General features: G+C 62.2%; 16 protein-coding genes. 9 read left to right on the top strand and 7 right to left on the bottom strand.

The genetic code is table 11. From position 1 onward, the window contains the following. Positions 1–11: 11 nt before the first annotated feature. From WCL10_RS07860 to WCL10_RS07825, 8 genes are all read left to right on the top strand, one after another. Positions 12–3,353 carry a DEAD/DEAH box helicase family protein gene (locus WCL10_RS07860; protein ID WP_336895098.1) on the top strand — a complete coding sequence of 1,114 codons (3,342 nt, stop codon included), beginning with the start codon at positions 12–14 and terminating at the stop codon, positions 3,351–3,353. Between the two features lie 52 nt (positions 3,354–3,405). Beyond that, the gene (locus WCL10_RS07855) at positions 3,406–4,590 is read left to right on the top strand and encodes a DUF6361 family protein (protein ID WP_336895097.1); all 1,185 of its coding nucleotides are present in this window, start codon (positions 3,406–3,408) and stop codon (positions 4,588–4,590) included. Then, positions 4,580–6,436 (top strand): phospholipase D family protein, encoded by a 1,857-nt coding sequence (locus WCL10_RS07850; RefSeq protein WP_336895096.1) that lies wholly within the window; start codon positions 4,580–4,582, stop codon positions 6,434–6,436. The genes WCL10_RS07855 and WCL10_RS07850 overlap by 11 nt, the downstream gene beginning before the upstream one ends. Next, complete coding sequence (locus WCL10_RS07845) at positions 6,426–9,554, top strand: DEAD/DEAH box helicase (protein WP_336895095.1); 3,129 nt, start codon at positions 6,426–6,428, stop codon at positions 9,552–9,554. Before WCL10_RS07850 ends, WCL10_RS07845 begins: the two co-directional genes overlap by 11 nt. A gap of 281 nt (positions 9,555–9,835) precedes the next feature. After that, positions 9,836–10,483, top strand: coding sequence for a S24 family peptidase (locus WCL10_RS07840; protein ID WP_067914368.1), 648 nt, complete (start codon positions 9,836–9,838; stop codon positions 10,481–10,483). A gap of 13 nt (positions 10,484–10,496) precedes the next feature. Then, positions 10,497–10,922, top strand: a complete 426-nt coding sequence (locus WCL10_RS07835; protein ID WP_336895094.1) for a hypothetical protein — start codon at positions 10,497–10,499, stop codon at positions 10,920–10,922. Continuing rightward, entirely contained in the window at positions 10,919–11,224 is a 306-nt protein-coding gene (locus tag WCL10_RS07830; RefSeq protein ID WP_336895093.1) for a DUF5818 domain-containing protein, read from the top strand. Before WCL10_RS07835 ends, WCL10_RS07830 begins: the two co-directional genes overlap by 4 nt. Beyond that, positions 11,224–11,421, top strand: a complete 198-nt coding sequence (locus tag WCL10_RS07825; RefSeq protein WP_336895092.1) for a hypothetical protein — start codon at positions 11,224–11,226, stop codon at positions 11,419–11,421. The genes WCL10_RS07830 and WCL10_RS07825 overlap by 1 nt, the downstream gene beginning before the upstream one ends. 52 nt (positions 11,422–11,473) lie before the next feature. On the opposite strand, the gene WCL10_RS07820 is transcribed toward WCL10_RS07825, so the two are convergent. The 5 genes from WCL10_RS07820 to WCL10_RS07800 all read right to left on the bottom strand — a co-directional run bounded on the left by WCL10_RS07820 (position 11,474) and on the right by WCL10_RS07800 (position 18,459). Further along, complete coding sequence (locus WCL10_RS07820; RefSeq protein WP_336895091.1) at positions 11,474–11,713, bottom strand: hypothetical protein; 240 nt, start codon at positions 11,711–11,713, stop codon at positions 11,474–11,476. 90 nt (positions 11,714–11,803) lie between these two features. Then, complete coding sequence (gene mobF, locus WCL10_RS07815; RefSeq protein WP_336895090.1) at positions 11,804–14,740, bottom strand: MobF family relaxase; 2,937 nt, start codon at positions 14,738–14,740, stop codon at positions 11,804–11,806. 37 nt (positions 14,741–14,777) lie between these two features. After that, on the bottom strand, positions 14,778–17,147 hold the full coding sequence (locus WCL10_RS07810; protein ID WP_336895089.1) for a type IV secretion system DNA-binding domain-containing protein: 2,370 nt from the start codon (positions 17,145–17,147) through the stop codon (positions 14,778–14,780). Further along, a complete protein-coding gene (locus WCL10_RS07805) occupies positions 17,137–17,469 on the bottom strand; it encodes a hypothetical protein (protein ID WP_336895236.1) in 333 nt (110 codons plus the stop codon). Before WCL10_RS07805 ends, WCL10_RS07810 begins: the two co-directional genes overlap by 11 nt. Before the next feature lie 753 nt (positions 17,470–18,222). Beyond that, positions 18,223–18,459 (bottom strand): hypothetical protein, encoded by a 237-nt coding sequence (locus WCL10_RS07800; RefSeq protein ID WP_336895088.1) that lies wholly within the window; start codon positions 18,457–18,459, stop codon positions 18,223–18,225. A 325-nt stretch (positions 18,460–18,784) separates the two neighbouring features. On the opposite strand from WCL10_RS07800, the gene WCL10_RS07795 reads away from it, so the two are divergent. Next, on the top strand, positions 18,785–19,015 hold the full coding sequence (locus tag WCL10_RS07795) for a DUF6437 family protein (RefSeq protein ID WP_336895087.1): 231 nt from the start codon (positions 18,785–18,787) through the stop codon (positions 19,013–19,015). 120 nt (positions 19,016–19,135) lie between these two features. Here the strand turns inward: WCL10_RS07795 and WCL10_RS07790 are convergent, their stop codons facing one another. After that, positions 19,136–19,525 (bottom strand): single-stranded DNA-binding protein, encoded by a 390-nt coding sequence (locus WCL10_RS07790; protein WP_336895086.1) that lies wholly within the window; start codon positions 19,523–19,525, stop codon positions 19,136–19,138. 906 nt (positions 19,526–20,431) lie between these two features. Then, positions 20,432–21,081: DUF2493 domain-containing protein (locus WCL10_RS07785; protein WP_336895085.1), on the bottom strand; the 650-nt coding region annotated here is incomplete at its 5' end.

The following is a 21,081-nucleotide window of genomic DNA, read 5'->3' as shown; positions in this document are numbered from 1 at the left end:
GAACGGGCGCCATGCTGACGCGAGCGACTGCCAAAGCACCTGAACAGGATGATTTGTTCAGCGAGGAGGTGACGCTTCTGTTCCCGGCGCTGCTGGCGCTGGAAGGCAGGCTCCTGGGGAGCGCTGTGCGTCAGCAGGCGGTTCCCTCCGCTCTAACCCCATGCCGCCTGAAGCCCTTCACGGTTCGGCGGGTAAGCGGCTTTGAGACGAACCTGAAAAGCGGCGAGACGCTCAAAATCATTAGCGCCAAAACGGCAGCCTCGCTCGATGCCGACCTCGTCCTGCTTGTCCCCGGCGCGACAACGGCCCAATCCATCCGTGAGGCGCTCGAACGTGGTGAAGGGCGTTGGCTGCATCCAAAGCCGATCGATCCGGCAGCATTGGGTGCCCAGGCTATGCTGCAGCGGCTGACCGGGGTTACGGCATCCTGGGAGGATGCGTTTCATCTGCGCGAAGGTCGTGCGGCCACAGATGACAAGCCGCTCTATCCGGGATTACGGCGGCCGCAGATCGGTGCCCTTCACGCCGCGCTTGCTCATGCGACGCGCTCGACGGACCCCGCCACGATCGTCATGCCGACCGGCACGGGCAAGACCGAGACGATGCTAGCGCTCAATGCGCGTCAGCGGTTTGATCGCTTGCTCGTCGTAGTCCCGACGGATGCGCTGCGCGAGCAGATCGCTGCGAAGTTCGAGACGTTTGGCGTCCTGAAGGCACAGTCGTGTCTCGACGTCTCTGCGCTATTTCCCGTGGTCACCCGGCTCACCCGCATCCCGACCTCGATCGCCGAAGTCGATCAGATCTTCGACAGCGCCAATGTCATCGTCACCACCATGCATATTGCCGGCCGCGCCGAACCGCCGGTTCAGGAGCATATGGCGACCCGAGCCTCGGCGCTCTTCATCGATGAGGCACACCACATCGGGGCTCGTACCTGGGCATCCTTTCGCGGACTGTTCGCCGAACGCACGCCGCCCATTCCGGTCGTCCAGTTCACTGCCACACCGTTCCGCGAAGATGGCCGCCGCGTCGACGGGGAGTTCATCTATACCTATCCGCTGAAGAAGGCGCAGCGGGAGGGGTATTTCAAGCCGATCCGGTTCGAGGCGGTGTTCGGACTCGATCAGCTCGACGCGGACCAGGCGATCATCGACAAGCTGGGTGACGTGCTTGCCGCCGATCTGGATGCCGGCCTCAATCATCTGGCGATGGCCCGGTGCAGCACAATTGAGCGCGCCAAGCATCTCCATCGCCTCTACACGCTTGCCTACCCGGACTACCGACCCGTCATCGTTCACAGCCAGCAGTCGCTTAAGGAGCGTCGCGAGAATCTTGCCGCTTTGCGACGGTTCGACAGCCGGATCATCGTCTGCGTCGACATGCTCGGTGAGGGCTTCGACCTACCGGAGTTGAAAATCGCGGCGCTGCACGATCATCACAAGAGCGTCGCAGTCACGATCCAGTTCGTCGGCCGCTTTACACGCCAGGATCCCAGGTTGGGAGACGCAACGGTCATAGCCAACACCGGCGTCGATGACGTGGATCGATCGCTCGCCAAGCTCTATGCAGAAGACGCAGACTGGAACGCGCTGGTGGAGGCCCTGAGTTCGGCAAAGATCGAGCGTCAGGTACGCCGCGCCGAGATGTTCAAGGGATTCTCCGGCGATCTGAGCGACATTCCGCTCCAGACGCTTGAGCCAAAGATGAATGCCGTGGTCTACCGCACGGCGTGCGACGCTTGGGACCCGTTCCAGGCCGAAGAGCTCTACGACGCTGGGATCTATCTCGGCATGAAGCTCAACGCTCACAAACGCGTGGCGATCTTCGTGACGCGCGCCGAAGAACAGGCCCGTTGGACCACCGCGCAACAAGCGGTCAACGTGACCTGGGACCTGCACATGCTGCACTGGGATCAAGCTAGCGGACTGCTCTACATCAGCAGTTCCGCAAAGGGGCCTTTTGATCGTCTCGCCAAAGCGGTGTGCGGCGAGACCGCCCGCCGCGTCGAAGGCGAAGAAGTGTTTCGCAGCCTCCATGGGTTCAAGCGACTCATTCTGCGCAATCTCGGACTTACCCATCACCAGGGCCGAGGGGTTCGCTATTCCATGTACATGGGCGTTGACGTCGCCGACGGTCTCGACAGTGCAAAGTCCCAATCGAGGATCAAGAACAACATCTTCGCCACGGGCTTTCTTGACGGGATGCCCGCCTCGCGCGGCTGCTCCGCAAAAGGCAAGTTCTGGTCGAGCGCGAAGGTTCGCGACCTCACCGATTGGGTTGATTGGTGTCAGGATGTCGGCCGCACGGTCAACGACCCGAGCATCACGACCGATGGGGTCTTCAAGAGCGCGATGCGCCCTTGCCAAATCAACGAGCGCCCGACCGTACCACCCGTTGCGATCCACTGGCCTGAATCGTTGATCATGCAGATCGAAGAACGCATCGAGATCTCGTTCGGCGATCAACCGGTCTCGTTCACCGAATGCGATATAGAGCTGCTCGACAATGCCCGCACGGGACCGCTGCGTTTTGCGGTCCGTAGCGACGATCATTCGGCCGAGTTCGAGATCGTGTTCAGCGATGGCGGCGCCCGCTATCCGCAGCGCAGTGGTCCCAAGGCCACGATCAAGATCGGCAGCAAGATCCAGTCGCTTTCGGAATCCTTCGCCGACGACTCGCCTCAGATTGATTTCGGCGATGGCTCGCTGCTCATCTACAGCCACCTCTACAGCCTGCCGGAAGGCGAGACGGTCGAGCCCTACCCGGTGGCCAAGATCGAAGCCTGGGACTGGTCGAAAGCCAATATCCGCGTCGAATCGCAGGGCACGGCCAAGCGCGCAGACTCCGTCCAGCGCACGGTGATCGAGGCCCTGATAACGGACCCCGATCCCTTTGACGTGATCTTCGATGATGACGGCAAGGGTGAGATCGCAGACGTCGTCGCCCTGCGGATTACCGACAGCGTCGTTTCAGCCACCCTGTTCCACTGCAAATATTCCGGGGCCGATACGCCGGGCGCGCGGCTCAGCGACCTGTACGAGGTTTGTGGACAGGCCCAGAAATCGGCGCGTTGGCGCGACCGCCCCAACCGAATGCTGCAGCATATGCTTAAGCGTGAGCAGAAGCGTCGTGACAGAGGTCTCAGCTCGCGGATCGAAACGGGCTCCGCGGCCGTGATCAAGAAGCTGAAGGCAGGGTGGCAGGATTATCGGTTCGAATATGACGTTCGGATCGTGCAACCTGGCTTATCGCGCAAAGCCATCGGGGAAGAGGGCCTCCACCTATTGGCCGGCGTCGAGACCTACCTGCTCGAAACTCGCGGAATGCGCCTTCGTGTCATAGGCAGCGACTGACAGTCGATCACTAGGGACGCCAGTCGTCCATTGAATAAACCACGGGGGGCCAATGTCTTCACTTGCCTGGATTGATTTCGATGAAGCCGAGCGCCAGCGCGCGCAGCGGATCATGGCGCTATTCCAAGAGCGGGAAACCCGCGACGAACTGGGTCTGGGCGGCATCCGCGATTCGATCGCCGATCACCTTTTCCCGGGCACCAGCACGATCCAAACCCGGCTGCGCTACATGCTGTTCATCCCTTGGCTGTTCCAGATGCTCGAAGGATCATCGGGCGGGGCGGATCAGCTCGCGAGCGAAGCGCGCGCCCTCGAAAACCGGCTCGCCAACGCGCTCAAAGCCGGCGGCGAGTCCAACGGCATCATTGGCAGGGATGCCGGTGCGGACCTCCAGAGACTGCCCAGTTCGGTCTACTGGGCCGGGCTCGGCACATGGGGCATCCGTCTCTTCCCTGGCTCAACCGACAACCTCTTTTCGTCCATGCGCCATCTTCAACGCGCGCGGCCTCGCGTCCGCGAAAGCGAGGATTCCGCGTCCGAGGCCCAAGCCCTTCAGATCTGGACCCCGACGCTGCCAGCGCGTCCCACCGACCTGCTCGACCATACGCAGTTCAAGCTCTCGCTCGACGAGGCCCAGTTCATCATCGATCGGCTCATCGCCCATCAACCGCACAGCCTCTTGGCGTTTTTGGCGCGAAGCGGGTCCAGCCAAGCTGAATGCGACAACATCTGGGAGCACCCCCATCTTGCCGATTTCCCTGACGACGCCCGTACATTGGTCGGCCATGGCGCGATATTCTCCAGCGTGATGCACGGCGCCTCGCTGCTCTACAACTTACTGCTCAGTCGGCTCCGTGATCGGGCCGAATGGATCGAAAAATACGAGGTGCGGTTTGCCGAATGGCAATCCAGCCTGGACATGGCGGCGATCCGGGCTTGGTCACTCGATGCTTTCTGGGCGGCGATCGATCATCCCGCACACAGCATCCGGCCCGCCGCCAAACGCTTCGTCGCCGAATGGCTTGGCCTGTTGACCACGGGCAACGTCCTAGACGGTGCGCTGACACCGGCCGCCCGTCTTGTGCAGGATCGCGAGCGGCGACTGAAAACAAGCCAGTCCCGATTTGCCAACCGAGCCGTGCGAGACCGTTGGACAGGCGCTTCTGGTGTCGAGCCGCTGACCTTCCGATGGGCGCAAGCCAAGTCGCACCTGCGGGATCTTGCCAGTGCTGAATAGAACGACGCTCGATCCGGAAACCCGCGTTCTCTACGGCGACAGCCTTCAGCCCCCTCCGAGCTATGTGTTCGACGCTGCGATCGCGACGACTTTCTCGCTCGATTTCGAAACCGCGCTCGCCGCACCCGTCAGCCTCGCCCTGTTCGCGGCCGAAAATCGTGACGACATTCTCACCCACCCGCTGGCGCTGCTCGAAGGCGCCGAGCGGATCACTGGACGCCTCGTCATCTATGCCGATGCAGGGCATCTACATGCTCAAAGCCGCCCTCATTCACGGCTCTGCTCTCTGCTCGAACGCATCATTGTCGAAGTCGCCGCACCGCGCGAAGGTGCGTTCCATCCCAAGCTCTGGGCTCTCCGCTATCGGCCGACGCGCGCCGAAGATCCGACGCTCTTGCGGTTGCTGGTGCTCTCGCGCAACCTTACGCGAGATCGGTCCTGGGACATCTCGCTACGCCTCGATGGCGAGCTGACGCGCCGCCCCGATGCGAACAACCGGCCGCTGTTCGATCTTCTGAGCCGACTCTCAGATCTCGCTGTCGCCGGCATCTCCGACGATGCGCGCACACTGACCGCTGAGGTTGCCGAAGATATTCGGCGCGCCCGGTGGACCGTGCCCGACCGGTTCGACGAGGTCAGCTTCGCGGTCAACGGGTTTGGTGGCAAAATCTGGCAGCCAGCGTCCTGCGCGCGACTGGGCGTCATCTCGCCCTTTTGCGACACCAGTGCGCTCAACCTACTAAGCGGGCTCCCGACAGCAGAGAAGCCAGTCATCATCAGCCGCCCGGATCAATTGGCTTGCGTCGACAGCGCCACGCTGGACGCTTTTGAACGCGTTTCCGTTCTCGACGAAATGGCCGCCACCGAAGACGGCGAGGAGGTCTCCACCAGCGCGCTTCAGGGACTACACGCCAAGGCCTTCATCGCCGAGACGGGCTGGGACACGATCCTGACGATTGGGTCCGGCAACGCCACGCGTCCCGCCCTTTTGTCGGGGAATAATGTGGAGCTCTTTGCCTCGCTCAGAGGCAAGCGATCTAAGGTCGGCAGCGTTGAGCAGATCATGGGCGAGAAGGGCTTTGGGCGCCTCACCCGCACATTCGTTGCCAGCGAGCTTGAACCCATCGATCCCGCCACCATCGCCGCAGAGGCCCGGCTCGACGACGCACGTCGCGCCTTGTGCCGCGGTGGATTGCACCTGCGCTGTGAGCGGATCGAGAGCATTGACGGCGATGCGCACCCGTGGCGCGTCTGGCTCATTCCCACGGAGCCGTTGCCGCTTGTCGGCATCGCCTCGCTGCAGGTCTGGCCCATCACCCGAGGAGACGGCCATGCCTGTGATGTTCTGGATGCCCTTCGCGCAGGGACAACCGTTGATCTTGGTGCCATGCCGATCGTCGACCTCACCCGCTTTCTGGCCTTTCGGTTGACCGCAGACAGTGTCCAGATGTCAGCCCTCTTCAGCACCAGTCTGGTGATGGAAGGCCTCCCGCCCGAACGCCATGCCGCCATTCTTCGCTGGGTGATCGACAGCCGAGATGCGTTCTTTCGCTATCTGCGGCTCCTCTTGTCAGAACTCGGCGATCCATTCGGCGCGGCCTTGGCGGCGCAGGAGGGTTCCGGCAGCATGGCTTGGGCCAGTGCAGCCGACGACGCGCCGCTCCTGGAAGATATGGTTCGCGCCTTGTGCCGTGGAGGCGAAAGACTTCATGCGATCGAACGCCTGATGACGCGATTGGAGGCCGGCAACGATACCGGCGCCGATCCAATACCCAGTGATTTCCGAACCCTTTGGGATGCTTTCCGCATCGCCCTCCAGGATCAGGGCCTCAGCCATGGCGGATAACCGGTTTGAAGCCGAAGCTGCCCTCGCTCCGCTGAAAGCCTTTCAGCGTCGTACAGTCGACTATGTGTTTGACCGGCTCTACGGCGATCAGGATCCCGTGAGGCAATTTCTCGTCGCGGATGAGGTAGGCCTTGGCAAAACAATGGTCGCGCGCGGCGTCATCGCCCGCACCATGGAGAAGCTTTGGGACAGCACCGACCGGATCGATATCCTCTACATCTGTTCCAATCAGGCGATTGCGGCTCAAAACATCAATCGCCTCAATGTGCTTGGCCGGCGCGAGCTGGCGTTGCCGACTCGCATGACGCTTATACCGCTCCAGGTCCGGGGCGATCAGGGGCTCGACGCCAACAAGGTCAACTTCATCAGCCTGACACCCGGCACGACCTTTGACCTGCGCTCGACCACAGGCGTTACACAGGAACGCGCCTTGCTGCTGCGGATGCTCGAAGACCGGGTCTCGCGGCCGCGCGGCCTGCACAATCTGCTTCAGGTGTCCGCCGGTGTTGATGGCTGGAATTCCGCCGTCCGCGAGCTTTCCCTGGATGGTGTCGATAAACGGATCATCGATCGCTTCCGCCGTGACGTCGAAAAAGATGCCGAACTATTCACGGAATTGGAGGAGGTATGCGACCTCTTCCCACGTCGCCGTGAGACCTATCCTCAAGAGCTGAACCAGCGGCGCAATGCCTTGGTCGGTCGTCTTCGCGGCAAACTCTCGCACGCCTGCATCGACGCCCTGAAACCCGACCTCATCATCATGGATGAGTTTCAACGGTTCCGCGACTTGCTCCACGGCGAAACCCCGGCTGCTGACCTGGCTCGCGAGCTGTTCGACTACTCGGACGGCAAGGGTCATGCCGCGCGCACGCTCCTGCTGTCCGCCACACCCTACCGGATGCTGACCTTGTCGGGTGACGAACCCGATGACGGCGAGCATTACCGTGATTTTCTGGAGACCTTGTCCTTCCTCTATGGTCGGACCAACGGTCCCGATGTGGCCAAGTCGCTGGAACGCGAAATGCGCGAGTTTCGCGGCTTCCTTCATGCGCTGCCCGGCGCGCGCAACGAGGCCATCGGCGCGCGCCACGTCGTCGAGGACCGGCTGCGCAAGGTAATGGCGCGCACCGAACGCGTGGCCAGCACCATCGAGCGCGACTCAATGGTGAGCGAGCCGCCGATGGCCATCACGATCCTGCCGTCTGATCTGCGCCAGGCCGCAGCAGTATCGGACGTTGCGCGCGCCCTCGATGCGCCGGAGATCACCGAATACTGGAAGTCCGCGCCCTACCTCCTCAACTTCATGCGCGACTATGCGCTCAAGCGGCTATTGAAAGAGCAGCTCGACAAGCCGGCCCCCAATCTGTGCGCGGCGCTCGAACGCGCACGGCCTGCCATGCTCGATCGCGACCGGCTTGACGCCTACGAGCCGCTCGAACCCGCTAACGGTCGGATGCGCGGCGTCATGGATGACGTGTTCGGCGATGGTCTCGATCAACATCTGTGGATCCCGCCATCCCTACCCTATTACGGTCCCGAGCGATCCGGGCCGCCGTTGACCAAGGCGCTGATCTTCTCGTCCTGGTCGATGGTGCCCGATGCGATCGCATCAATCCTGTCCTACGAGGCCGAACGCCGTATGGGCGTCGGCGCTTCGGGGCAGCGATACTTCGGTCATGTTCGCCCACGCCCCATCCAGTTCCGGCAAAACCAAGGGCGACTTGTCGCCATGCGCGCAATGCACCTGGTCTATCCGTCGCCGACCTTGGCGCGCCTTGCAGACCCTCTTGCGATCTTTGGAGCGTCGAACGAAACCCTGTCGGTGGAAGGCATGCGTAAAGCCGTCGCCGACCGCTTGCGCGAGAGCGTCGCCGCACTCGCCGAGCGGTCAGGCGACACCGCCGATGGCCGCGATTGGGAATGGGCTGCCCCGGCCGTCATCGACTCGATGGCGAAAGCCAGCTCCATCGCCTGGATCAACTCACCTTACGGCTTCGCCCTCCTCGGCAACGAAGAGGGTTTCAAGGAGCATGTCGCCGAACTGCGGACTGTGACAACGGAACGCGCCTTTGGACCCGTACCGGACACGCTGGTTGACCTCCTGGTCGATGTCGCTCTTGGCAGCCCCGCAGTCTGTGCGCTGCGCGCCCTGCACCGGATCGCGCCAGATCTCGCTTGGGACGATCATCGACTGCTGAAGGCGGCCAGCCAGATCTCTTGGGGTTTCCGCACGCTTTTCAACCAGCATGATGCAGTCGCTCTGCTCCGCAAGGACGACGATGACCGATATTGGCGCCAGGTGCTCACCTACGGCGTTGAGCATAACCTTCAGGCTGTTCTCGACGAGTACGTCCACTATCTGCTCGACGCCGAGGGCTTGGGCGCCAAGCCTGCCGTCGATCGCATCGCTGGGATCAGCAAGGCCATCTCGGAGGCGTTGGCCATTCGCCCCTCCCAGATCGATGTCGAGGATCCAACGGTCGACGGCAAGAAGCTGGTGATTAACAAGTTCCAGATGCGCGGGCGCTTCGCCATGCGCCTGGCCGACTACAAGGACGAGGAAGGCGGGGCCGCGCGCCTCTCCAGCGTTCGCGACGCCTTCAATTCACCGTTCAGACCCTTCGCGCTGGCCACGACCTCCGTCGGACAGGAAGGCCTCGACTTTCACCCCTATTGCTATCGACTCTATCACTGGAACTTGCCCGGAAACCCCGTCGATCTCGAGCAGCGCGAGGGACGAGTCCACCGCTTCAAGGGCCACGCGATCCGCCTCAATCTGGCGCATCGGCAGGTCGATACGGTGCGTGGTCGCGAGAGAGGTTACGAAGATCCATGGCTGATCATGTTCGATGCCGCCCGTGCCGAGACCGAGAATGACTCTGACCTCGTTCCCTACTGGATCTACGAAGGTCCGGTGAAAGTCGAACGCCGCGTGCCCATGCTGCCGTTCAGCCGCGAGGTACGCAGGCTCGAGTGGCTTAAACGGAGCCTGACCGTCTATCGCCTAGCGTTCGGCCAACCGCGTCAGGAAGACCTGCTGGAGTATCTGCACAGCCTTATGGGAACCGACATGCCAGCAGAGGATCTCGCTGAGCTCCAGATCCAGCTGCAACCATAAAACCTACTGTTTGGGTGTTCAGATATCGCATAACCCGCTCTTCGGTCTTGCGCCTTGGTCGCCGACCAGCGCGTAGATCATCAACAAAGCGTGGATCACAAACTGCCATACGTCCAAATTTGCTTGGCGGCGTGCGCGTCCGTGCCAAATAGTCCTCGATCTGATCCAATAGCTCCATCGCGCTCGACTCGCTTTGCACTTGCGTTCCTGTTTTGTTCTTACTAGGACTGCAACCTAGAGTCTAGGATGACTTTTCCTAGGATTCGTGACAGGACAGCGTGATGGACGAAGCACGACAGGCTCTCGACGAGCTCATCTCATCCCGAAAGGGCTGCACCTACTCGGGGATATCGCGGCTGCTCGGCCGCAACGTTTCCTATATTCAACAGTACATCCGCAAAGGCAGCCCGCGCTATCTGGACGAGGGCGATCGCAACATTCTCGCGCGGTTCTTTGGCGTGGAAGAGCGCGTACTAGGCGGCCCCCCTCACCGCAGCGCGCCGGTCGTCGAACTGGTGCAGATCCCCGTTCTCGATGTCGAAGCCTCCGCCGGCCACGGCGCATTCGCAGAAATGGAACGCAAGAGCGGTCAATTCGGGTTCAATGAAACCTGGCTCCGCAAGCTCACCCCAAGCAAGGCTTCAAGCCTGTCGATCATCCATGTTAATGGAGATTCGATGGAACCCACGCTCAACGACGGTGACGAGGTCATGGTCGACCTTGGCGACGGCCAGTCGCGGCTCCGCGATGGTATCTATGTGCTGCGGATGGACGATGCGCTCAACGTCAAACGCGTTGCCATCGAGCCTCAGGGACGGAAGATTTCGGTGCTGAGCGATAACCCGGCCTATCCCAGCTGGCGCGGGCTTGAGAGACGAGCGATCAACATCGTCGGCCGCGTCCTGTGGTTCGGCCGCAAGCTCCAATAGATCGGGCAGCGCGATGTTTCTGATCTTCGCAGCCGCAGTCGTATCTGCGGGTCAGACATTCACCTGCACCCCGACCCATGTCTATGATGGCGATGGGCCGGTCTGGTGCGCCGAAGGGCCGCACCTCCGCATCGGCGGCATTGCGGCCCGCGAGATGGACGGCACTTGCCGCTCCAACCAGCCTTGCCCCCGTGCATCGGCGATTGAAGCGCGTGATGCCCTTGTTCGCCTGTTCGGCGGACCTCGCGGAACTATCTCCACCGGTCACGTCATTGTCGCGGGCCCCCGGCTCACCTGTCAGTCAGAAGGATCAGCTGGGGGCAGCAGGACGGCGGCATGGTGCCGTCTCCCCTCAGGCACCGATCTGTCCTGCGCCATGATCAAGACTGGCACGGTCCTGCGCTGGGACCGCTACTGGAAAGGTCCTGCCTGCCGGTGAGCAGCGATGAACATCTTACGGGCACGCTCGAACAGAGCCCCAACGGACTGGTCCTGCGAACCGAGGGCGGCGGAACGTGGGAGCTCGACAGCACCCGGGCAGCGCGCAAACTGATCGGCTCCCGCGTCGAAATCATCGGGCAACGCTCGGGGTTCAACGGGCTGGTGTGCGATCAGATCTGGCCGGCTGGGCAACCTCGCCCGCGAGGCGTCAAACTACGCCTCGAATTCCTGCTCACCGCAGCCCTGGTCGCCTACGGCCTCTATGCGACCATAGGCGCCGCAATCAGCACACTGCGCTAATGCTGAGCGACTGGGAACTTTGGGCCTGCGCCAACCAGGTCATGAAGGCGCAAGGCGACAAGGCTGCGCACTATGTCGCCGAACAGATCGGCGCGCTCGCGCTGGCCGGTGACCAGGAAGGCATCAATACCTGGCAGGCCATTGCACGCCGGATCGCTGAACTCTCGGACCAAATTGGGCCAATGACGCGGGAATGACTGCTCTCACGGCTACTGGAAGCCTAAGGCAACACAGCCGAATATCGGCCCTTCAACCGATGGGCGAAAGGTCGCCTGGGAACAGGCAAGACTGATGGCCGCCAGACTGGTAGTCCTCTCCTGAAATCTCTAAACCACGCATCCGCTCGACCAGATGCTGCGCGAGATCCACGCGTGCGCTGCGCTGTGCGCGTGGATCAGCCGCATTCAGACCGGCGAGAGTCACCTCCGGCGCCATCGCCAGCGCGACCTCCAGATGGGTTAGCAGAATTTCATCAGCGATTCGGCTCATGGCATCGTGAGAACAAATATAGAACATGTTGTCAATTGTGGAGCTGCCAGCCTGCTCGGACTTGGGGTGGCATCAGTGGCGGCATAAGCGTCAGAGCCCGATCTCGAACGGCTTGATGAGCGAACGGTCGAGCTCGGGCGGTTCTCGCACAGGCATGGCTTCCTTGCTCTCGCTCCGCCCTTTCTCCTGCCCAGTGGCGGCAGCATCCCGCAGCAGCCCGACGGTTTCGAGTGCCGAGCGCTTCATGCCAGGATTGCGTTCGACTGCAGCCTCGAGCTTGGCGGCATTGTCGACGTAGAGGGTCAGCCCATCGCGCAGCCGCGTGATCGTCACGAGGAAGGTCTGCTGGTTCGACAGGTTACGCTCACGGCTGTCCATGACTGCGATGCCGCGGTCTGAAGTCAGCCCCTGCGCCATATGGGCGTTGAGTGCATAGGCCAGATCGAGGCGCTGGAGCATCGGGTCACCAGGCTGCAACTGATGCTCGGCTCCGAGCGAGGTTTTCACAGTCACCTGCTTTGCATCGATCGCCACGATCCTGGCCTGGTCGGCATTGAGCAGCCCGCGCTTATAGTCAGTCTCGGTCCAGCGAATGCGGTCGCCCGCATAAAGCTCGAGCGGCTTCACGTCGAACAAGCGCAGGGGATCCATCTCACCTTGCGGACGCAATTGCCCCGGCCGGAATTCGAAGCGACGGCCTCGTTCGTTTTCGAGGGTCACGCGCCCCCGCGCCAGGTCGGTTTCCGCGACGCGATACTGCCCTGCAAGCAGCCCTTGCCCGCGCTGGCGTCGCTCAACGCTCACAATCATGCCAGGCGTGTAAGAGCGCGCGTAGCGCAGTTCCTCGCGTGTGACGTTCAGGCGGGACAGCGTGTTCACGCGTAGCGAAGCAGGGCCGAGTTCGCCATTGGCCTTGAGACCCGTTTGCACCGCTTCGTTGACCTGGCTGCGCAGCGCCCGGCCCGACGCATAGATCGAAGTGTTCTCGCGCTCGGCGGGCGAACGAGCAAGCCAATCGGCAGCCGCAGCGACCGCAGCGCCGCTGGCAACTTCGATCACTTGCGGACCAAGATGCCGCAAGGCTGCCTCGATATGGCCGCCTTGGGCCGCAAATTGTGCATCGCGCAGGGCCTTGTCCCGCGCCCGTATATTCTCGCTCATGATCGCGGTTTCGGCGCCGGCCTGCTGCATGACATCGAAGGGTTTGCCCGCGTCCACGGCCCCGAGCTGCTTCTTGTCACCGATGCTGGCAAAACGTCCCAGTTCAAGGACATTGGCAAGCCGGACCAGCTTTTCCTTGTCGGCATTGCCGACCATCGAGGCCTCGTCGAGCAGCACGACCGTGCCGCGCAACGCCATCCGTGCCTCGGCAAGTTTGGCCTTGTTTGCGCCTTCCAGCAGCTCGCTGTGCTGGCGCAGGAAGCGCGACACGGTCATCGAGGGAATGCCGGTATCGCGCTCCAGCATCTGGACGAGCGTGTTCTGGACCGCGAGACCAAGCACGGCCCTGCCCTGCTCCGCGAGGATGTCGGCGACCGGCTTCAGAACGGTGCTCTTGCCTGCGCCGGCAACGCCCTGGATGGCGACGATCCGGTTGTTAGTGGCGAGCAGCAGGCGGCCCGCAGCTTCCTGCCCAGGGTTCAGGGTCATGCCGTATTTGAGCTGCGAGAGCGCCTGGAGCCGGTCTCCGGCAACATCCGCAGGCAAGATCGCTGGTGCGGCCCCGCGCCCGTTTTCCACCGCTGCAATGATGCGTTGTTCGAGACCGACGGCATCGCGGGTGGTGACCAGGTCGCGATCAGCGCCCTTGCCCTTCACCAGGTATCCCTGTCGCAGCAATTGATCGACCCGCTGTTCGATCGCGGCCATCGCTGTCGGCAGTCCAAACCCGAGTGCCGTGCGATAAATCTCGGTGCGAGAAAAGGCGGCTTCGCGCTCACCCAAATGCCGGATGGCCGAAGCCGCGGCATGAACTCCGGCCACTTGCTCGGCGCTTCGATTGCCCATCGTGCGCGGGACAAGCGGGTCACCCTCGCGGAGGCCCAAACGTTCAGCAAAGGCAGAGGCAAGCGCGCGTCCCTGATCGACCAGACCGCGCACCGTGCCGATAAATCCCGGCACATTGCCAAGGTCGTTTGCCGCGCGCCCGTTGGCTCTCGCAATGACGGCCTTGGCATCGAATCCGAGCCGCGAGGCAGTTTCTTGCCATTGCCGGGTCAGAGCGCTGCGATCTTCGATTTTGGCTTTATCGGCCCGCGTCATGAGCGTTGCCATGTCGGTGGCGCGCGGCCCGCGATGGTCCATCTGTGCGACCGCCTCGAGGATCTTGGCGCGCCGGGTGCTGAAGGCCTCACGCATGGATTTCGGGACGCCAACCGCCTCGAAATTGCCGTGCTTGCCGACCTCGCCGATCTCGTAGCCGAGCTTCTCGACGGACAGACGGAACCGCGCCATCGTCATCGCATTGAGAAGCGTGTTGTGCTCCCAGAGCTTGTCGTTGCGCAGCGCGCGCCATTTGCCATCAGGCCCCTGGGTGACATTGGCTACGACAGCGTGGAAGTGCGCGTTGGGTTCCTGGTTGCGGTTCGTATCGTGCTGAAAGAGGCCGATGACGAGGTTCCCTGTGGCGAGGACGCGCTCCTTGCCTTTCACATCAATCCGGGTTTCGGCGAGGTTCTTCTCGGCCCAGACCAGGGTCTCCTTGACCGCAGCGGCATAGGCATCGAGGATACGCTTGTCGCCGCCCACGAGCGCGAGGATCGACCAGCTCTTGGGCATCGAGAAAGTAAGATCGGTGCCGGCACGGTGAGCACGGTTGTCGCTGCCGACCCTGCTGCCATCGGGGAGCAAACCCTTGAGCACCGCTTCGAACTGCTTGGCATCGACCCTGCCGACGAGCCCCAGCTTTTCGGCCCCCTTGCCCAGCCATTCGCCCGATCGTTCGGCATCGGCGCGGGTGTAGTAATTGTCCGCAGCAAAGTAGTTGGCGGCGCCGCCTGCGGTGCGGACATTGGCTACCGAAAGCATGGTCCACCTCGCAAGGCATAGGCGCCGCCAACCATCGTCACATCTCCAGATCGCCGTAGCCCGGCCCACCGTGAGAAGGCGTGTCCTGCTCGGGCACGCCATCCTCGATCATGAGCTTGCGAGCCTCCGGGGCGCTTTGCGGGACGGCAGCTTTGCCGGGCTTCTGCACCTGGTTCATCTGATCCTTGGCGGCAGGTACATCGGCCCGGCGCGCTTCGTGTTTGCCCTTTGCGGGATCATCCTCAGAAGGCTTATCGCCGCCGCGCAGGACAGCGTCTTTGGGGAGTGAGACGGTTGCCCGTCCCCGGCCCGGCGATGCCTTTGCGCCTTTGGCCTGTTTGCCCGCTGCTTCCGTTGCGGAGGGCTTGGCCGCTTCCTCGGGGAAGCTCTTTCCGGCAACCGGCTCCTGCCGTTCGGGCAAGCCGGATTTGTCATCAGGCCCGCGCTGCGTGAGCGATAGCTCTCCTTGCTTGGGCACGACCGGTTTGCCCGCTCCATCATCATTGGACGCAGGATGCGCGGAGGGATCAGTGGCAGTCGAGGTTGGTGCTGCGCGTTCGACATCTGCTTTGATCTGCGGCCGACGCAATGGCGGATCCTTGGCGCGGCCGATGAAGGTTTCCGCGACTTTTGGACGGGTGACCGGCTTCAACTTGATCGGGGCCGCCGGGAAGCCATCCGGGAATTTGATGTAGCCTGACAGGCGCGACAGGTTCATCAACTGGTCGGGCAAGAGCAATGGTTCAATGTGCTTTCGCGGCGTCAGGCTGACCGCGTCGCGGGCATTGTTATACCCGTAAGTGTAGCCCTCATCCATGTCGCGGACCTGCCGATGGCCGATAAAGTCCGAGCACCATGTCGCGGTCTCGCGATCTGCCGTGCCGAGGATCAGCTTGGTCCGGGCGAGCGATGACAGGGTCATCGCCATGTTATCGCCGTAGACCTCCTTGAGCTTGGCATAGGCGTGGATCCCGGTGACGATCGCACCGCCAAAATTGCGGGCGGTCTGGAGCCCCTTTTCAAGGGCTGGCAGCCGGTGCAGCGCGCCGAGTTCGTCGATGAAGAACCAGAACCGCAGGTCACGAGTTCGGGGCCTCGTCATGAGCGTGTTCATTGCCGTATCGAGCCACAGCGTGAGCAGCTGCGCGCAAACGCTCATGTCCACATAGCGCGCCGATATGAACACGGCAGAGCCTTTGCCTTGGCTCCCATCGTCGTCGTCTTCGATCCAGTGGCGGACCGAGAACGGCTTGCCCGACGCTGGCAACAGCTTGAGCGCCTTGGCGTTGACGTTGAACACGGCGCGGATCGATTCCGCCATGCGTGCGGCTTCCGGCGCGGTCAGCGGATCGGCGATCGTGCCGCGCATCATGGCATGGACCTCCGACAGGTCGGCGGTCATCAGCCTCTTGGCCAGCGCTTCGTTGGTGCCGTTGCCATCGGCGATCAGTTTGAGGCAAAATTCCACGAACAGCGCGCGCGCTGCGATGACCCAGAACTGCGCCTCGCCTCCCCCGTCGTGGGGAACGAGCGCTTCAGCAGCCGCCCAGAATTCGCCTTCTGTCCGGCATTCGTCGAACAGGCTCCATCTCGGACAGCGAGCATCGAGCGGGTTGAGGATGACGTCGCGGCTGCTGTCGTAGAAATGCTCGATAAAGGCACCGGTGAGATCGAAGATAACGATGCGCTGGCACCGCGCACGCGCCTCGGCGATCATGTCCGACATGGCGACCGTCTTACCCATGCCGGTCGTACCGATCAGCATCGCGTGGCTTTGCTCGAGCCGCCAGGGGTAGGAAACCGTCGCCAGATGCGAGGGCTTGTACGGAAACGTGATGGCCAGTTCGCCGGGGGTGCACAGCCGCCATTTCCAACCCAGCACAGCCGACAATTCGCGGGACCGCTCCACCCGGTTGTGGGCATGGAGTTCATCGACCAGTTCGGGAAGCGTGACGAGCATCGCGCCGCGCTCATGCTTGCGCTCCTTGGAGCGGCGACCGAAGCGCGCCGCAAACCAGTAGAAGACCACGAAGGCAGGTACGAGCAACAGAGCCGAGCGCAGGAGAGCATTGCCCAGCAGGCCAAGCATATGGTCCCACGCCCGGACCACGGGCGGAAAGGTTTCGAGCAACCGGATGGGGAACTGAACCGTACCGCCGAACGCCGTTTTGAGCTCGACGTCTGTCGCAGGATCGAACTCCATGAAGGAATACATTTGCCCATAGATCCGCATCCAGACCAGATAGACTTCATGGTCGCTGAGCCCGGCCGACAGCGTCCACCAGGTCGTCCACGAAATCACCAGCAGTGCGACAATGAGCGGTCCCTTGAGACCGGCGGCAAACATGAAGCTAAAATGGCCAAGCAGCTGGCTGCCGCGGGTGAAATTGACGAGGTTACGCTTCATTGGAGCCTCCCTCGTCGGTGGCGGCAACCAGACCTAGTTCCTTGCACTTGCGGGCGTAGGCCTGATGGGCGCGTTCGCGCAGACGGTTGTCGGGATGTCCTGCCAGGAGGGCATCGACGCCGACCATGATAAAGACCGATTGGCGAGCCATGCGTTCGACTTTGGTATCGACCCGCGAGACGAGATCATCGTCGTCGCAGGCGCGCATCAGCAGCGATCTGATCCATTCGCTAAGGCTGAGGTCGCGGCGCATGGCAGCTGCACGCACGCGCGCAGCAAGGTCATCAGAAACGTGAACCTGTAGGGATTTTGGCCGTGTCATTTCCACGGACTCCTTGATTGCGGAGCCTGGATTCACACTGCGAAAGGCGTGTAAGGGCTAACCCAGATTTGAGAACATGTCAAGAACATCGTAAAGCCGCAGAACTGCGAGGTTCCGGGAGGTGCGCATGCAAATCCGATTGGCTATTTCGCGGCTATCCATTTTCAAATGGAAAGCTGCCATTTGCGCAAATTTACCATATCCAATTGATATTGCAACAATATCTCCTGATTTCCCGTGCGAGATCTCGCGTAGGGTGTGCACCTTCGTTCCTAGCTTTGGAGGATGAGTCCAGGCCTTGAACCTGCATCTGTTCGGAGCATTTGAACCCAATACCGGTCGGATCAAGGGACGGCGATCCGGCGTCCGGAACCGGGAGATATTGGGATGGCAGAAACTGTGCCAGCATCTATATTCGCGCAGCAAATGCGGGACCGCGAGGGGACCAGACTATGTCCAGCGTTACATTGAGCGCAACGCCAAAAGGGAACGGGTTTCAGGCGACCGTGACCTTCGCCAGCGGTGTCTCGATCAGTTCTGCCGAGGCGTTTCCAACGAAGTCCGAGGCAATTTCCGCAGCGGCGTTGAAGTTGCTCGGCATGCCAGAACGCCTTGAGGGTATGGACGCTCCGGACGAGGCGGAATGACAGCCAGGCCGTCCCTGACTGCCGAACAGTTCAGCGACCGCTGCTAAGGGAGCCGAGCAAAAACAAAGGAGGAAGCCCGGTACGGACTTCCTCCTGTTGGACCTGATCAGAATTCGTCGTTGAGCTTGCTGGGCACCATATCGATGACCCGGTCAAGCATCCCCGTCGGCAGCGCGCCATAATCCCCCTCGTCGACCGTGATGTAACCGGCCGTGGCATCGATCAGAACGTACTGGGTGAAGTAGCTGTGAAAGGACCGGGCATGAGCCTGATCCAGTGCGGCAACAAAGGCCGCCTGATCGGCCTGGAAACCGCCCTGCGCGGTGTTCAATGAAGCGTACATATCTAACCTCCTGAGTTTCGATGCTTCGCATCAGGAGATCGAAGGATGTGGGCGACGGGCGGGGTCAGGGACCGCGCTCTGCGCGGCCGCGAAGCGGCGATGGGGGCAACGATTTTTTCCGGGCTTGCCCGGCAAAAAATGGTGGGGCCCCGTCGTCCTTGACGCGGCCCCAAAGCCCGCATCAGACTTGAAATCTCTGCGAGAGAGACCTCTCCAACGTCTGCGAACGCGAGCGACCGTCTGCCCCACAAACCGTTTTCCTACACGCCGTCCCGATGGCAGAATCTCCTGCGGAGGGGACCAACGGCCAACGAAAGGAACCATGATGGCCAGGTCCAAAGCGAGCGCACGCGATGCGCTCATGAAAGTGCAACGTCAGCGCGAGGAACTCGCTGCCGAAGAAGCCAGATTGCGTGAGAGCGCGGCTGCCGAGCTTGGCAAGGTCATGCTCGACTGCGGCGCTGAAACCATAGAACCTGCACAGCTCCGGCGGCTCATTGTGTCCGTCCAGAAACTTGGGCTCGACGAGACCCTGAAGCGGATTTCGCGGGCATAAACATCGTTCCTGCGGCGGCGCGCGGGGCTCGATGCCCCCGCGCCGCCGATTGCTGCCAGAGCACAAAGAAGGCCCCGGCAGATCGCTCTGCCGGGGCCTTGTTCGATCAGTATGAGGGGTTCAATCCTCGTCGATATCGGGTGCGCTGTCGCCGGAGGTCCCGCGGCCGTTGGTGAGAAAATCGACCTTGTCGGCGATGATCTCGCAGCCGTAGCGCTTGGTGCCGTCCTGGTCTTCCCACTGGGTGTAGTGGATGCGCCCTTCGACCGTCACCAGCTGGCCCTTGCTGCAGAACTTCGCGACGTTTGCCCCAAGGCCATTGAAGCAGGTGATGCGGTGGAACTCGCTGTCCTTGGCGGTGTAGCCGTTCTCGTCCTTGTAGGTCTTTCCGTCCTTGCGGGCGGGCCGGTCGGTCACGACCGAGAGGCTGGTGATGCTGGTCCCGCCGGTGGTGGTGCGGGTTTCGGGATCGCGGGCGATGCGGCCGACGAGGATAACGAGATTGGTCATGGGTTTTCTCCTGAACGCGCAGGTCCGGGGCCATCCCGGCTGCGAACTGACCGTCAGAAGGGGGCGGCAGACGCTCGCACCGGAGGGGAACCTCGATCAGGACGGGTGGTGCGGGCAGCCCGGCAAAGCCGGGCAACACGGCCGGCCGGATCGGGGTTGCGAGGGGCTGACGGCGCCTTCAGGGAGGGGTTCGCGAAGAGCCGGATGGCCCCGGGCCTAAGCCGAGCGGGTGTCCCGCCATTTCGTGGCATTTCGCGGCTGTGCTTGTTCTCGAACTTGCCCCCCGTCGGACCTAGCCGAATGCCTCGGACATGCATCCGGCACCCGCTACAGACATCGGACCTATTACAGAATGTGATCACTGCCTTGCGGGGCTGCCGGTCATTTAAATGGCCCTTCCGGTAGTTGCCATTTCAGCATTCGGACAATCAACGATCGGCCGGGCGGCTATGACCTTCAGGGATTTCACGGCAGCATGAATTGGTTGGCCGGAACATCGGGCTGAGAGCAGTTCGTCCTGCCTGGGCATCAATTGTCCAAGCGATCAACTGCTTCGCGAACTATCGCCGCATGCATATCTCTGACCGACAATGCGGACCCCGCATGGCGCAATGAGCCGAACAGAGTATCGATAGCGGAAGGGGCAAAAGCAGACGTCTGTTCGAGGAGAAGGCCGCAGCGAGCATATTCGATCGCGAGGCGCGTTCCAGGTCCCCCCCCATCGCGTCGCAGATCGCATTGGGCAGCACGATATGCCCTTCCATCGATACAACTACGGTCGATTGGATGGGATCGCCCACGGCGCGAACTCCGACTGAAACTATGGCCAAAGGTCGGCCTTTGGACCCACGTCGGCAAGCGCAGATCGCCAGCGCCTGTCAGGACGCTGGCAAGATCGAGGGTCTTTCAGCCCGGCGCTCCATTGGCTTGCGCTTTGGGGCACGTACCCAGCGGCCCTCGCCGGTCAACCACGGTAACCCGGCGGCCCTTGGCGTCGATCACGAGGCGTTCGAGCACGCCATTACCGGGGAACGCAACAACGTACCGCGGATCAAGGCTGAGCATGCGCTCGTTGCGATGGAACCCGGCGCGGCTACCAAGCCGCAGGTCGAGCGCGAAGACCACTTGCGGGATCTTGTGCCGTTCGGCCCATGAGGACGCGAGGCGGTCGACGCCCTTGGTGTCGCCGCCATGGACGAGCACCATGTCGGGAACACGGTCCCGAACTTTATCGAGCGTGGCCCAGATGTTGTTCGCAAACGCGAGCCCATCATCTTCGGTGCCGGGCTTCATGCGCCCACCCGCGAACACGACCGGCGTGCCCTCGGGCATTGCCGCGCGGCGCTTGGCCTCGGCGCGCGCGCGCAGGAAATCGCGGCCCTGAACCAGCGCAGATGTGAAGCTCGCCCCGTGGTTGAACCGTGAGCTCGAGACGGGTTTCCAGGACGAGCCGAACTCGTTGAGATAAAGCGTAGCGGCAATCTCTCGCATGCCTTCGAAGGCCAGCATGGCCTGCTCGGCGCACTGTGCGCGTTCGACCTGGTTTTCAAGATCAT

The sequence above is a fragment of the Novosphingobium sp. genome, assembly GCF_037133355.1.
GTDB lineage: Bacteria > Pseudomonadota > Alphaproteobacteria > Sphingomonadales > Sphingomonadaceae > Novosphingobium.
This window is presented reverse-complemented; position numbering and strand designations above follow the sequence as displayed.